This is a genomic window from Corynebacterium sp. MSK006 (genome assembly GCF_030232385.1).
Lineage (GTDB): Bacteria > Actinomycetota > Actinomycetes > Mycobacteriales > Mycobacteriaceae > Corynebacterium > Corynebacterium frankenforstense_A.
The window spans coordinates 1-12,817 of the sequence record NZ_JASPJZ010000003.1; the positions used below are offsets into that span (position 1 = coordinate 1).

Below are 12,817 nucleotides of genomic sequence, written 5' to 3' on the forward strand. Positions count from 1 at the left end.
ATCCGACGCGCGCCTTCTCCTTATGTCTGTGAAAGGGGGCATCGGGTTAAATGGATGACGTGAACCGTCGACTCGCCAACCCCGCCGCCCGCCGCGCGACCCGCCGGGGGCGCGGCACCCCCCGCGTCGCCGGGGCCCTCGGGGTGCTGGCCGCGACGACGCTGCTGGCCTCCTGCGCCGCCTCGCCCGGCCCGGCGCCCATCGTCGAGGACGAGGAGGAGACGACCACCTCGACGACGCAGAAGGCCGACGAGAAGAAGAGCCCCGAGGACGCGCGCACCCGCGTCACCGTCGGCATCGACCCGCTGCGCGGCGGGGTCAACCCGCACCTGCTGGCCGACTCCTCGGCCACCGTCGACGACATCGCCGGCCTTGTGCTGCCCTCCGCCTTCAACGACGGCGAGCTCAACACCGACCTGCTGGTCTCCGCCGAGGAGGTCCCCCCGGCCGCCGGCGCCGCTCAGACGGTGCGCTACGTCATCGCCGCGGCCGCCCAGTGGTCCGACGGCACCCCGGTCTCCGGCGGCGACTTCGAGTACCTGTGGCACGGGATCACCGCCACCCCGGGCGTGCTCGGTCGCGGCGCCTACGACACCGTCTCCGCCGTGCGCGTCACCGGCGGCGGGCGCACCGTCGACGTCGACTTCTCCCGGCCCAACGCCCACTGGCGCGAGCTCTTCTCTGACCTGCTGCCCGCCCACCTGCTGCGCGGGCGGCCCTTCGATAAGGCGCTGGCCGAGGGCATCCCGGCGTCGGCCGGCCGCTACCTCATGCGCGACCTGGACCAGGCCCGCGGCACCATCGAGCTGCAGCGCAACGACCGCTTCTGGGGCGAGGACCCCGCCGCGATCGACCTGGTGACCTTCCGCCCCGTCAGCGGTACCGCCGAGGCCAGCGACCAGCTGCGCACCGGCCAGGTCGCCTTCATGGACCTCACCCCGGCCGAGACGACCACCCAGACACTGGGCCTGGTCGCCGGCACCCAGACCGAGAAGAAGGCCACCGGGCGGCGGCTGAACATGACGATGAACACCGCCTCGCCGATCCTGGCCGAGGCCGCGGTGCGCGGCGAGCTGGCCGCCCAGATCGACACGCCCACCGTCGCCCGCCTGACCGCCGGGCGCAGCGTCGACGTGCGCGTGCCCGAAAACCCGACCGCCGCGCGCGAGCCCGAGCGCCTGCGGGCGGCGGCCACCGCCGAGCGCCCCGTGCGCATCGGCGCCGACCCCGCCGACCGGCAGGCCTCGGCGGCCGCCCGCGTGATCGTCGACCTGCTGCGAGCCAAGGGCGTGCACGCCGAGGTCACCGCCACCGACATGGCGACCCTGACCACCGACCGGCTGCCCCAGGGCACCGTCGATGCCGTCATCGCCTGGGGCGTGGAGAGCCCCGGCACCGCCACAGCGGCCGGCTACTACGGCTGCGGGCGGGACCCGGAGGACCCGCGCGGGAGTAATCTGTCCGGGTACTGCACCTCCTACACCCAGGAGATGCTCGACGAGGCACTGGCCGGGGGTCTGAGCGGCGACCAGCTGCGCGCACGGCTGCGGTCGCTGGAGGAACTCGAGCACCTGAGCGTGGGCTTGCTCGACGAGACGCGCCTGCAGGTCCTCGGCCACGGCATCACAGGGCCGACCGCCGAGCTGGCGGACTGGCCCGCGGGCATCCCCACGGTGCCGGGCTGGCGCATCGACGAGACCGAGCCGACCACGGAGAGGCTGAACTGAGAACCATGACGGTGAACGACCCGAACGCGAACCCGCGCGATTTGACCGGACTGCGGGTGGTGGCGGTCCACGCCCACCCGGACGACGAGACGATCACGATGGGCGGCACCCTGCACCAGCTGGCCGCCCGCGGTGCGGACTGCACCGTGGTCACCTGCACCCTCGGCGAGGAGGGCGAGGTCATCGGGCCGACCTGGCAGAACCTCATCGCCGACGAGGCCGACCAGCTCGGCGGCTACCGCATCGCGGAACTGTCCGCGGCGCTGGCGGCCGTCGGCGTGCACGGCGAGTTCCTCGGCGGCGCCGGCGCCTACCGCGACTCCGGCATGGCCGGCACGCCCTCGGCGGCCAACCCGCGGGCCTTCGTCAACGACGGCGGCCGCGCCGTCGACGACCTGGTCGCCGTCCTCGAGCGCCTGCGACCGCAGCTGGTGCTCACCTACGACCCCAACGGCGGCTACGGCCACCCGGACCACATCCACGCCCACGAGATCACCCACGCCGCCCTCGAGCGCGTCGAGGTCGACCGCCTGCTCTGGCACGTCACCCCGACCGGCGCACAGGACGCGGGCCTGGCGGCCATCGCGGAGATCCCGGCCGGCTGGCGCCGGGCCGCCGACGGCGAGCTGGCCGCCGTCGGCGACGACCAGGTCGACTGTTTCACCCGGCTTTCCGACGCCGACGTCGCCGCCAAGCTCGCAGGCTTCCGCGCGCACGCCACCCAGCTGCACGTCGCCGACGGCTCGGTCAGCCGCACCAACCCCGTGGCCGCCCAGGCCAGCGTCTCGGACCATGACACCGTGGCCGCCGTCTACTGCCTGTCCAACCTCATCGCCCAGCCGGTGCTGCGCCGCGAGTACTTCCACCTCGCCGCCGGCGCCCTGGTGCCGGCCGGCGGCGGCCCGGCCGACGGGTTGCTGCCGTGAGCGCCGACGGTGCCGTGGGCGCCGACGGCGCGCACGACGCGGCGTCGGAAATCGACGCGGCCACGCCGCGCCGGCGCCTCATCCGCGACGACTTCTCGCGCGGGGAGGCCGTGGGCGGCATCTTCTGGCTGTGCCTGGGCGCACTGGTCTCGGTGCTGCTCGAGGTCGTCTACCTCGACGCCGGGATCACGCTGCCGAGTGGGGCCAGACTCGCCGTGCCCTGGACCGTGGTGGTCGCGTTTCTATTCAGCCTCGTGCTCTCGCGCACCGCGCTGCTGTGGACGCGGCGCACCTGGGCGGCCGGCATGCCGCTGTGGACGTGGATCGCCGGGTTCGTGCTACTCACATTCGGCGTCACCGTCACCGGCGACCAGCTCGTCGGAGCCAACGTGCACAGCCTGGTGCTGCTGGCCGCCGGGGTGGCCGGCGGCGGTTGGCCCCTCATGGCGGGGAAGTGACATACTGGACGGGTCACGTCCACGTGATTTCCCGTTTTATTTGAGTTCCGTTTCTGTCCTGGAGTTCCCGATCACTGATGACCTACATCATCGCCCAGCCCTGCGTTGACGTCATGGACCGCTCCTGCGTGGAGGAGTGCCCGGTCGACTGCATCTACGAGGGCAAGCGCAGCCTCTACATCCACCCCGACGAGTGCGTCGACTGCGGCGCCTGCGAACCGGCGTGCCCGACCGAGGCGATCTTCTACGAGGACGACCTCCCCGACGAGTGGGAGGGCTACTACGACGCCAACGTCGCCTTCTTCGACGACCTCGGCTCGCCCGGCGGCGCGGCCGCCCTCGGCCCGCAGGACTTCGACCCGAAGTTCGTCGCCGACCTGCCGCCGCAGAACCAGGACTGAGCCCGGCCCGCCGGTGACCGCGGACGTCGGCCGAAGTCCTCTCCGGAGGCCGACCCCGCGCGGGTAGAGTAACCGGCATGACACGCACGCCACTGGTCGAGACCCTGCCCGAGTTCCCCTGGGACACCATCGCCGAGGCCAAGGCCACCGCCGTGGCCCACCCCGACGGGATGGTCAACCTCTCGGTCGGCTCCCCGGTCGACCCGCCGGCGCCCGGCATCCAGCTCGCGCTGGCCGAGGCCGCCGGCTTTCCCGGCTACCCGGCCACCGTGGGCACGCCCGAGCTACGCGAGGCCATCGTCGACGCCTCCGCGCGCCGCTACGCGATGACGGGGCTCAACGCCTCGACCACGCCGGGGGAGTCCTCCGTGCTGCCCGTCGTGGGCACCAAGGAGGCCATCGCCTGGCTGCCGACCCTCCTGGGGCTCGGCGCCGAGGACACCGTGGTCATCCCCGAGCTGGCCTACCCGACCTACGAGGTCGGCGCGTGCCTGGCCGGCACGAAGATGGTGCGTTCCGACGACCCGGAGGGCGTCGACGCGGACTCCGCCGCGCTGTTCTTCCTGAACTCGCCGTCGAACCCGACCGGCCGCGTGCTCGGCGTGGACCACCTGCGCCGCGTGGTGGCCTGGGCCCGCGAGCACGACGTCATCGTCGCCTCCGATGAGTGCTACCTCGGCCTGGGCTGGGACGACGACAACGAGCCGGTCTCGATCCTCGACGAGCGCGTCTGCGACGGCGACCACACCGGGCTGCTGGCCATCCACTCGCTCTCCAAGACCGCGAACTTCGCCGGTTACCGCGGCGGCTTCTTCGCCGGCGACCCCGGGCTGATCGCCGAGCTGACCCAGGTGCGCAAGCACGCCGGGCTGATGGTGCCCTACCCGATCCAGGCGGCCATGACCGCCGCCTACGGCGACGACGACGCCGAGCACGTGCAGAAGCTGCGCTACGCGGTGCGCCGCGCCAAGCTGCTCGAGGCGCTCATCGGCGCCGGCTTCACCGTCGAGCACTCCGAGGCGGGCCTCTACCTGTGGGCAAGCCTCGGCGAGAACGGGCGCGCGACCGTAGACCGGCTCGCCGAGCTGGGCATCCTGGTCGCCCCGGGCGAGTTCTACGGCCCGGCCGGCGAGAACTTCGTGCGCGTCGGCATGACCGCCGACGACGCCCACGTCGACGAGGCCGCCCAGCGCCTGCGCGCGGCGTCGGCCGAGCTGCGCGCCGTCGCGGGGAAGTAGGCCCCGCGCCGGGAAGTAGCGTTAAGTAGGTTCCCGCGCCGGAGGAGCGGGCGCCGACGGGGCCGCCGCAGGGGCCGCCACGGGCGTGGAATCCCCGACACGGCCTGGCGCGCGAATGTATTTCGGGCTATCCGGGCGATAAACTGTACCGATCAGGTCCGCGTCCGGACGCACGTCGAGGACCGGGCCCTGCGCGCCCCGCGCCCGGACGGCGAACCCGTCGCCCGGTGGCGGCGCGGGTGCGACGACGAGTAGCCGAGGTTGAGGAGATCCATGACGGCCAGCCCCACCGTCGCCCGCATGCTGGGCAACCTGCGTCAGTTCATCCAGTTCGGCATCGTCGGCGGCTCCGGGGTCGTCGTCGACCTGGCCGTCAACTACGTGTCGAAGAAGATCGCCGAGTTCGCCGGCATCTCCGAGCACGACGCCTTCATCAACCTGCTGGGCACCCAGTTCAACATCCGCTGGTACCACGTCTTTGTCACCCTCGGCTTCCTGGTGGCCAACACCTGGAACTACCAGCTCAACCGGATGTGGACCTTCAAGGGCACCAACCCGCGCAGCTGGTGGCGCGGCTTCTTCCCGTTCCTGCTCGCCGGCCTCGGCGCCTTTTTGATCCGCCTGGTGCTCATGACGCTGTTCATGAACCCGGGCAGCCCCATCTCGCTGCCCACCGACATCCTCGACGACTCCTCGGGGCTGCGCACCAAGTTCTACTGGGCCTCCGCGATCTCTATCCTGGTGGCGATGCCCGTCAACTTCGTGATCAACAAACTCTGGACCTTCCGCGGGCCGAAGGTCTCCGTCGTCCACCAGTCCGACCCCGCGCCGCGTGCCTGAGCCCGTAGCCTGAGCCCGCGCCGCGCGCACAAGCCCCCGGAGGTAGCCGCATGATCCCGTTCCTGCTGCTCGTCGTCGCCGTGCTCATGGGCCTGCCGGCTCTGCTGGCCTCGAACCGCTCGCTGAAGTTCAACTCCTGGCTGGGGCTGCGCATCTCCCCGGTGACGGCCAACGAGGACGCCTGGGCGGCCGGCCACACGGCCGCGGCCGGGCGGCTGGCCGCAGGCTCCGCGGGCGCCCTGGCCGCGCTGGCGCTGTGCTTCCTCACCGCGGACCTGCACATCGTGCTGCTCGTCGTCGGCCTGGGCTGGGCGCTGGGCTGCACCGTCGCCGCCGCGATCGCCGCGCGCAGGGCCGCCGAGCCGTACGCGGACTGAGCCGCGAGGCACGAGCCGCGCAGCCGCCACAGCCGCGCAGCCCGCCACAGCCGCCGCAGCCGCCGCAGCCGCCACAGCCCGCCACAAACGACAAGAAGGGCGCCCGGACCGTCACATTGACGGCCCGGGCGCCCTTCCTCGGCGTCAGGGCGCGAACCCCTAGTTCGCGTGCAGCTCCTCGTTGAGCGAGACGGCGGACTTGTACGGGCTGGCCTCGACCGCACCGGTGATCGAGTTGCGGCGGAAGAGCACACCGGAGGCGCCGGAGAGCGCGGCGGCCTTGACGGTGTCGCCGTCGGAGACACCGGCGGCCTCGGCCACGGCGCCGCGGGCGGTCACCTTGGTGCCGGCGGTGACGTAGAGGCCGGCCTCGACCACGCAGTCGTCGCCGAGCGAGATGCCCACACCGGCGTTCGCGCCGAGCAGGCAGCGCTCGCCGATGGAGATGACCTCCTTGCCGCCGCCGGACAGCGTGCCCATGATGGAGGCGCCGCCGCCGACGTCGGAGCCGTCACCGACCACGACGCCGGCGGAGACGCGGCCCTCGACCATGGAGTTGCCCAGGGTGCCGGCGTTGAAGTTGACGAATCCCTCGTGCATGACGGTCGTGCCGGCGGCCAGGTGGGCGCCCAGGCGCACGCGGTCGGCGTCGCCGATGCGCACGCCCTCGGGCAGGACGTAGTCGACCATGCGCGGGAACTTGTCCACGGAGTAGACGGTCACCGGGCCGCGCTCGGCCTGCAACCGGGCGCGCACCATCTGGAAGTCGGCGACCTCGCAGGGGCCGTGGTTGGTCCACACGACGTTGGTCAGCTTGCCGAAGACCCCCTCCATGTTCGCCTCGTGCGGGCGGATTAGGCGGTGGGAGAGCAGCTGCAGGCGCAGCCAGGCGTCGTAGGTGTCGGCCGGCGGCTCGGCCAGCGACTCGATGGTCGTCTCCACGGCCACGCGGGCGACCCCGCGGACCTCGTCGGGCCCGATCAGCGGGGCGATCTGCTGCGGGGCCTCCTCGAGGCGGTGGGTGCCGGGCTCGGAGCCGGCGACGTCCAGGCGCGGCGCCGGGTACCAGGCGTCGAGGACGGTGCCGTTGGCGGTGACGGTGGCCACGCCGACGGCGTGGGCGGAACTGGTGGAGTAGTCGGTCATGACTCCCGAGACTACAAGGTCCGCCTAGGCGCGCGTGGCGTCGGTGGCCCGTCCGCGGGTGGTCAGCGAGAGCGCCGCGAGGAAGATGAAGACGGCGCCGACGGAGAAGATCTGCGAGCGCGAGCCGGCGTCGAAGAGCATGAGCACCACCAGGCCCAGCACGGCGGCCACGACGGCCCAGGCCAGCCAGGGGTAGCCCCACATGCGCACCGTGGAGATCTCCCCGGAGCGCTCCAGCTGCGGGTGCAGCCTCAGGTAGCTGGCGGCGATGAGCAGCCAGACGACGATCATCACGCCGCCGACGGCGTTGAGCAGGAAGTCCAGCAGGCCGGTCGGGTTCCACCACTGCAGGCCCACGGAGACGAAGGCGAAGACCATGGAGAGCACCACGGAGTTGACGGGCACGTCCTCGCGGTTGGTCACCGCGAAGATGCGCGGGGCGTCGCCCTGGCGGGCCAGCGCGTGGCACAGCCGGGAGCTTGCGTAGATCTGCGCGTTGAATGCGGAGAGCAGGCTGAGCACGATGGCCAGCTCCATGATGCCGACCACGCCGGGGATGTCGGCGATCTCGAGGACAATGGTGAACGGGCTCTCGGCGGCGGTCTCCGCGCCCTGGATGTCCGCGTAGGGCAGCAGGAAGGTGATCACGAGCACCGAGCCGATGTAGAACAGGCCGATGCGCCAGATCACCGAGCGCACCGCGGTGCGGATCGAGTGGGCCGGCTCCTCGGACTCGGCCGCGGCAATGGTCACGATCTCGATGCCGCCGAAGGCGAACGCCACCGCGAGCAGGCCCGCCGCGACACCCGGCCAGCCGTTGGGCATGAAGCCGTCGCCGAGGAAGTGCTCGGTGCCCACGAAGGTGTGGCCCGGCAGCAGCCCGAAGATCAGCGCCAGACCGATCAGCAGGAAGCCGACGATGACGGCGATCTTGATGAAGGCGAACCAGAACTCGAACTCGCCGAACCCGCGCACGCGCGCGAGGTTGACCACGGCGAAGAAGGTCACGCACACCAGCGCCGGGACCCACGGCGGCACCCCGAACCAGGCGGACATGATGGCGGCCGCGCCGGTCATCTCGGCGCCGAGGACCATGATGAGCATGAACCAGTACAGCCAGCCCATGGTGAACCCGGCCCAGTGGCCGAAGGCCTGGCGGGCGTAGTCGGAGAACGCGCCCGAGGCGGGACGTGCGGCGGCCATCTCGCCGAGCATCTGCATCACGCACATGACCACCACGCCGGCGACGGCGTAGGCGAGCAGCACGGCGGGGCCGGCGGCGCGGATGCCCACGCCGGTGCCGAGGAAGAGGCCCGCGCCGATGGCGGAGCCGAGCCCCATCATCGTCAGGTGCCGGGTCTTGAGCCCCTGGCCCAGGCCGGTGTGGCGCGGGGCGGCGGTTCCCGCGTTGGCGGGGGAGGTCGAGGTCATGATGTGCGTCTCTTTCGCTGCGTGAACAGAAAGTAGATGTGGGTCACTTTAATCAGTGCTTGACGACGTCGTGCCGTCGCCCCCGTGCGCGTCCGTCGCCGTGGTCGCGCCGGCGGGCGCCTGCGCGCCCGCCGTACCCGACGCGACGTCGGCACGCAGCCGGCCGTCGGTGGAGCCGCGCGCCTGGGAGCGTGCGACGACCACGGAGAGCACGACGAGCACGGCGAAGACGATCGACACGGAGGTGACCTGGCCGCGCGAGCCGGAGTCGAAGAGCATCAGCAGCACGAAGCCGAGCAGGGCGGCGATCGCGGCGACGGGCACCCAGGGGTAGCCGGCCATGCGCACCGAGGCGATGCGCCCGCTGCGCACGAGCACCGGGTGCAGCTTGAGGAAGCTGGCGGCGACCATGATCCAGATCAGGATGAGGATGCCGCCGACGGAGTTGAGCAGGAAGTCCAGCAACCCGGTTGGGTTCCACCACTGCAGGCCGACGGAGAGGAAGGCGAAGACCATCGAGAGCACCACCGCGTTGATCGGCACGTTGTGGCGGTTGACCCGGCCGAGGAGAGCCGGGGCGTCGTGCTGGGTGGCCAGCGAGAAGACCATCCGCGAGCTGGCGTAGATCTGCGCGTTGAAGGCGGAGAGCAAACTGAGCACGATGACGACCTCCATGAAGCCGACCACGGCCGGGATGTCGGCCATGCCCAGCACCATGGTGAAGGGGCTCTCGGCGGCGGTCTCGGCGCCCTGGATCTCGGAGAAGGGCAAAAGGAAGGTGATCACGAGCACCGAGCCGATGTAGAACAGGCCGATGCGCCAGATCACCGAGCGGGTGGCCCGCCGGATGGAGGTCTCGGGGTCCTCCGACTCCGCGGCCGCGATGGTCACGATCTCGATGCCGCCGAAGGCGAAGGCGACCGCGAGCAGCCCCGCGGCCACGCCGGGCCAGCCGTTGGGCATGAAGCCGTCGCCGAGGAAGTGCGAGGTGCCCACAAACGAGTGGCCGGGCAGCAGCCCGAAGATCAGGGCGACGCCGATGACCAGGAAGCCGATGATGACGGCGACCTTGATGAAGGAGAACCAGAACTCGAACTCGCCGAAGCCGCGCACGCGCGCCAGGTTGACCACGGCGAAGAAGGTGACGCAGACCAGGGCGGGCACCCACTGGGGCACCCCGAACCAGGCGGCCATGATCGCCGAGGCGCCGGTCATCTCCGCGCCGAGGACGAGCACCATGTTGATCCAGAACAGCCAGCCGATGGAGAAGCCGGCCCAGTGGCCGAAGGCGAAGCGCGCGTAGCTGGCGAAGGACCCGGGCGCGGGCTTGGCGGCGGCCATCTCGCCGAGCATCTGCATCACGCACATGACCACCACACCGGCGGCGATGTAGGCGAGGATGACGGCGGGCCCGGCGGCGCGGATGCCCACGCCGGTGCCGAGGAAGAGGCCGGCGCCGATGGCGGAGCCGAGTCCCATCATGGTCAGGTGCCGCGTCTTGAGCCCCTGGCTCAGCGGTGCGTTCTGGGTCATCGAAGATCCGATCCAACTATGTCGAGGCCGGGTTCACCGGCTGTTTCAGGTGGTGCTTGTCGACGCCGCGCTGCGCGGCGCCGGGTGGGTGGCGCCGACGTCGCGGGGCGCGACGTCGGCAATTGAAGGGCAGGTTAGCGCACGTAGCCGTCCTCGGGGGCACGCCGCCCGCGGATGAGGGTGGTCAGCCCGGCGGCGGCGAGGACCACGGCGCACACGACGCACACCGCGATGACCTGGCCGCGGGCCTGCTCGTCGGCGAGCATGAGGCCGACGATGGCGATCACGGCGGCCAGCGTCAGCCACGCCAGCCACGGGTAGCCCCACATGCGCACCCGGGTGATCTCGCCGCGGGCCTCCAGGCGCGGGTGCAGGCGCAGGTAGGAGGCGATGACGGTCAGCCAGATGACGACCAGGCAGCCGCCGATGGCGCTGAGCAGGAAGTCCAGCAGTCCCGGCGGGTTCCACCACTGCAGGCCCACGGAGAGCAGGCCGAAGAAGACGGAGAGCAGCACCGCGGGCACCGGAACCTTGTTCTCGGAGACGCGGGCGAAGATGCGCGGGGCGTCGCGGCGGGTGGCCAGCGAGTAGCACAGGCGCGAGGAGCCGTAGAGCTGGGCGTTGAACGCCGAGAGCAGCGCGATGACGATGACCAGCTCCATGATGCCGACGATGCCCGGGATGTTGGCCATCTCGAGGACCATGGTGAACGGGCTCTCGGCGGCGGTCTCCGCGCCCTGGATCTGGTCGAAGGGCAGCAGGAAGGCGATGACGAGGACCGAGCCGATGTAGAAGATGCCGATGCGCCAGATGATCGAGTTGACGGCGGTCTGCACGGAGCGCTCCGGGTCCTCGGACTCGGCGGCGGCGATGGTGACCAGCTCGATGCCGCCGAAGGCGAAGGCCACGGCCAGGAGGCCGGCGGCGACGCCGGAGACACCGTTGGGCATCAGGCCCTCGGCGGCGAGGTTCCCGGTGCCCACGAAGGAGTGGCCGGGCAGCCAGCCGAAGATCAGCGCGACGCCGATGACCAGGAAGGCGATGATGACGGCGACCTTGATGAAGGCGAACCAGAACTCGAACTCGCCGAAGCCGCGCACGGCCGTCAGGTTGACCACCGCGAGCACGGCCACGCTGACGGCGGCCGGGATCCAGGGGGCGACGTCGAACCAGGCGGCCATGATGGCGGCCGCGCCGGTCATCTCGGCGCCCATGATCATCACCATCATGAACCAGTACAGCCAGCCGACCGAGAAGCCCGCCCACGGGCCGTAGGCCTGCTCGGCGTAGGAGGAGAAGGAGCCGGCCGACGGGCGGGCGGCGACCATCTCGCCGAGCATGCGCATGATCAACACGGTGATCACACCGGTGATCAGGTAGGCCAGCACGACGGCCGGCCCGGCGGCGCGGATGCCCACCCCGGTGCCGAGGAAGAGCCCGGCGCCGATGGCGGAGCCGAGCCCCATCATGGTCAGGTGGCGGGTGCGCAGTCCGCGGCTGAGCACCGCGGAGCCTTCCCGGGTTGCTGATTGCGACATGCGTTACATCGTATTCCCACGGGGTGCACACCGGGGGCACAGGGCACGGGTGTAGCGCGCGGGTAGCCTCTGGGGGCATGAACGCGCACGCAGAACTCGCCGCAGCCCTGGACGACCCGGTCAAGCTGACCGGCCTCCTCATCGACATCGAGAGCCCCTCCCACCACGAGGGCGCGATCGCCGACGCCGTCGAGGCGGTGCTCCGCGGCCTCGACGGGGTCAGCGTCGAGCGCACCGGCGACGGCGGCAACACCCTGGTCGCCCGCACCGACCGGGGGCTGGGACAGCGGGTGGTGCTCGCCGGGCACCTGGACACCGTGCCGCTGGCGGACAACACCCCGCACCGGCTGGCCGACGGCGTGCTGCACGGCTGCGGGGCGGTGGACATGAAGTCCGGCCTGGCCGTCTACCTCTCCGCCTTCGCGCGCCTGGCCAGCCACCCCGACCTGGCCCGCGACATGACCTTCATCGCCTACGAGGGCGAGGAGGTCGCCGTCGAGTACAACGGCCTGGGCCACGTCGAGCGCGACCACCCCGAGTGGCTGGCCGGCGACGTCGCCCTGCTGGGCGAGCCGACCGGCGGGATGATCGAGGCCGGCTGCCAGGGCTCCATCCGCGTCATCTGCACCGCCCGCGGCACCCGCGCGCACTCCGCGCGCGCCTGGCTCGGCGACAACGCCGTGCACCGGCTCGTGCCCCTGCTCGAGCGGGTCGCCGCGTACACCCCGCGCGACCGGGTCGACGTCGACGGCTGCATCTACCGCGAGGGCCTCAACGTCGTGCGGCTCGAGGCCGGGGTGGCCAACAACACCATCCCGGACGAGGCCGTGTGCGCCGTGAACTTCCGCTTCGCGCCCGACCGCACCGCCGAGGAGGCCATGGCGCACCTGCGCGAGGTCCTCGGCGAGCACGAGGGTGTGGAGATCACCGTCGACGACGTCGCCCCGCCGGCCGCCCCGGGCCTGAACGCCCCGGCGGCGGCCGAACTGGTGGCCGCCATGGGCGGGCGCGTGCGCGCCAAGTACGGCTGGACCGACGTCGCCCGCTTCGCCGAGCTCGGCGTCCCCGCCGTCAACCTCGGCTGCGGCGACCCCGGTCAGGCACACAAGCCCGAGGAACACTGCCCGGTCGAGCACATCACACAGCTCGCGGCCGCCCTCGACGGCTACCTGCTCGGCGGACAGCGCGCCTGAGCGGTATTT

The 12,817-nt window shown here is 71.7% G+C and carries 12 protein-coding genes; 8 read left to right on the forward strand and 4 right to left on the reverse strand.

Features of this window, described 5'->3' with window-relative positions:
* Positions 1-50: 50 nt before the first annotated feature.
* The 7 genes from QQA02_RS02565 to QQA02_RS02595 all read left to right on the forward strand — a co-directional run bounded on the left by QQA02_RS02565 (position 51) and on the right by QQA02_RS02595 (position 5,967).
* Entirely contained in the window at positions 51-1,727 is a 1,677-nt protein-coding gene (locus tag QQA02_RS02565; protein WP_284863230.1) for an ABC transporter family substrate-binding protein, read from the forward strand.
* A gap of 5 nt (positions 1,728-1,732) precedes the next feature.
* Entirely contained in the window at positions 1,733-2,653 is a 921-nt protein-coding gene (mshB, locus tag QQA02_RS02570) for an N-acetyl-1-D-myo-inositol-2-amino-2-deoxy-alpha-D-glucopyranoside deacetylase (RefSeq protein WP_284863231.1), read from the forward strand.
* Positions 2,650-3,111, forward strand: a complete 462-nt coding sequence (locus tag QQA02_RS02575) for a hypothetical protein (RefSeq protein WP_350309449.1) — start codon at positions 2,650-2,652, stop codon at positions 3,109-3,111. The genes mshB and QQA02_RS02575 overlap by 4 nt, the downstream gene beginning before the upstream one ends.
* 77 nt (positions 3,112-3,188) lie before the next feature.
* The gene (gene fdxA / locus QQA02_RS02580) at positions 3,189-3,512 is read left to right on the forward strand and encodes a ferredoxin (protein WP_284772955.1); all 324 of its coding nucleotides are present in this window, start codon (positions 3,189-3,191) and stop codon (positions 3,510-3,512) included.
* A 77-nt stretch (positions 3,513-3,589) separates the two neighbouring features.
* Complete coding sequence (gene dapC / locus QQA02_RS02585; protein WP_284863232.1) at positions 3,590-4,750, forward strand: succinyldiaminopimelate transaminase; 1,161 nt, start codon at positions 3,590-3,592, stop codon at positions 4,748-4,750.
* Between the two features lie 273 nt (positions 4,751-5,023).
* On the forward strand, positions 5,024-5,590 hold the full coding sequence (locus QQA02_RS02590) for a GtrA family protein (protein WP_284772959.1): 567 nt from the start codon (positions 5,024-5,026) through the stop codon (positions 5,588-5,590).
* 50 nt (positions 5,591-5,640) lie between these two features.
* The gene (locus QQA02_RS02595) at positions 5,641-5,967 is read left to right on the forward strand and encodes an SdpI family protein (protein ID WP_284772961.1); all 327 of its coding nucleotides are present in this window, start codon (positions 5,641-5,643) and stop codon (positions 5,965-5,967) included.
* Positions 5,968-6,126: 159 nt separating this feature from the next.
* On the opposite strand, the gene dapD is transcribed toward QQA02_RS02595, so the two are convergent.
* From dapD to QQA02_RS02615, 4 genes are all read right to left on the reverse strand, one after another.
* Positions 6,127-7,113, reverse strand: a complete 987-nt coding sequence (gene dapD, locus QQA02_RS02600; RefSeq protein WP_284863233.1) for a 2,3,4,5-tetrahydropyridine-2,6-dicarboxylate N-succinyltransferase — start codon at positions 7,111-7,113, stop codon at positions 6,127-6,129.
* Between the two features lie 24 nt (positions 7,114-7,137).
* On the reverse strand, positions 7,138-8,544 hold the full coding sequence (locus QQA02_RS02605; protein WP_284863234.1) for an amino acid permease: 1,407 nt from the start codon (positions 8,542-8,544) through the stop codon (positions 7,138-7,140).
* A 48-nt stretch (positions 8,545-8,592) separates the two neighbouring features.
* The gene (locus tag QQA02_RS02610; protein ID WP_502870964.1) at positions 8,593-10,077 is read right to left on the reverse strand and encodes an amino acid permease; all 1,485 of its coding nucleotides are present in this window, start codon (positions 10,075-10,077) and stop codon (positions 8,593-8,595) included.
* 134 nt (positions 10,078-10,211) lie between these two features.
* Complete coding sequence (locus tag QQA02_RS02615; RefSeq protein ID WP_284772964.1) at positions 10,212-11,615, reverse strand: amino acid permease; 1,404 nt, start codon at positions 11,613-11,615, stop codon at positions 10,212-10,214.
* A gap of 77 nt (positions 11,616-11,692) precedes the next feature.
* Here QQA02_RS02615 and dapE point away from each other — a divergent pair, with 77 nt between their 5' ends.
* Positions 11,693-12,808 (forward strand): succinyl-diaminopimelate desuccinylase, encoded by a 1,116-nt coding sequence (gene dapE, locus QQA02_RS02620; protein WP_284863235.1) that lies wholly within the window; start codon positions 11,693-11,695, stop codon positions 12,806-12,808.
* Positions 12,809-12,817: the final 9 nt, after the last annotated feature.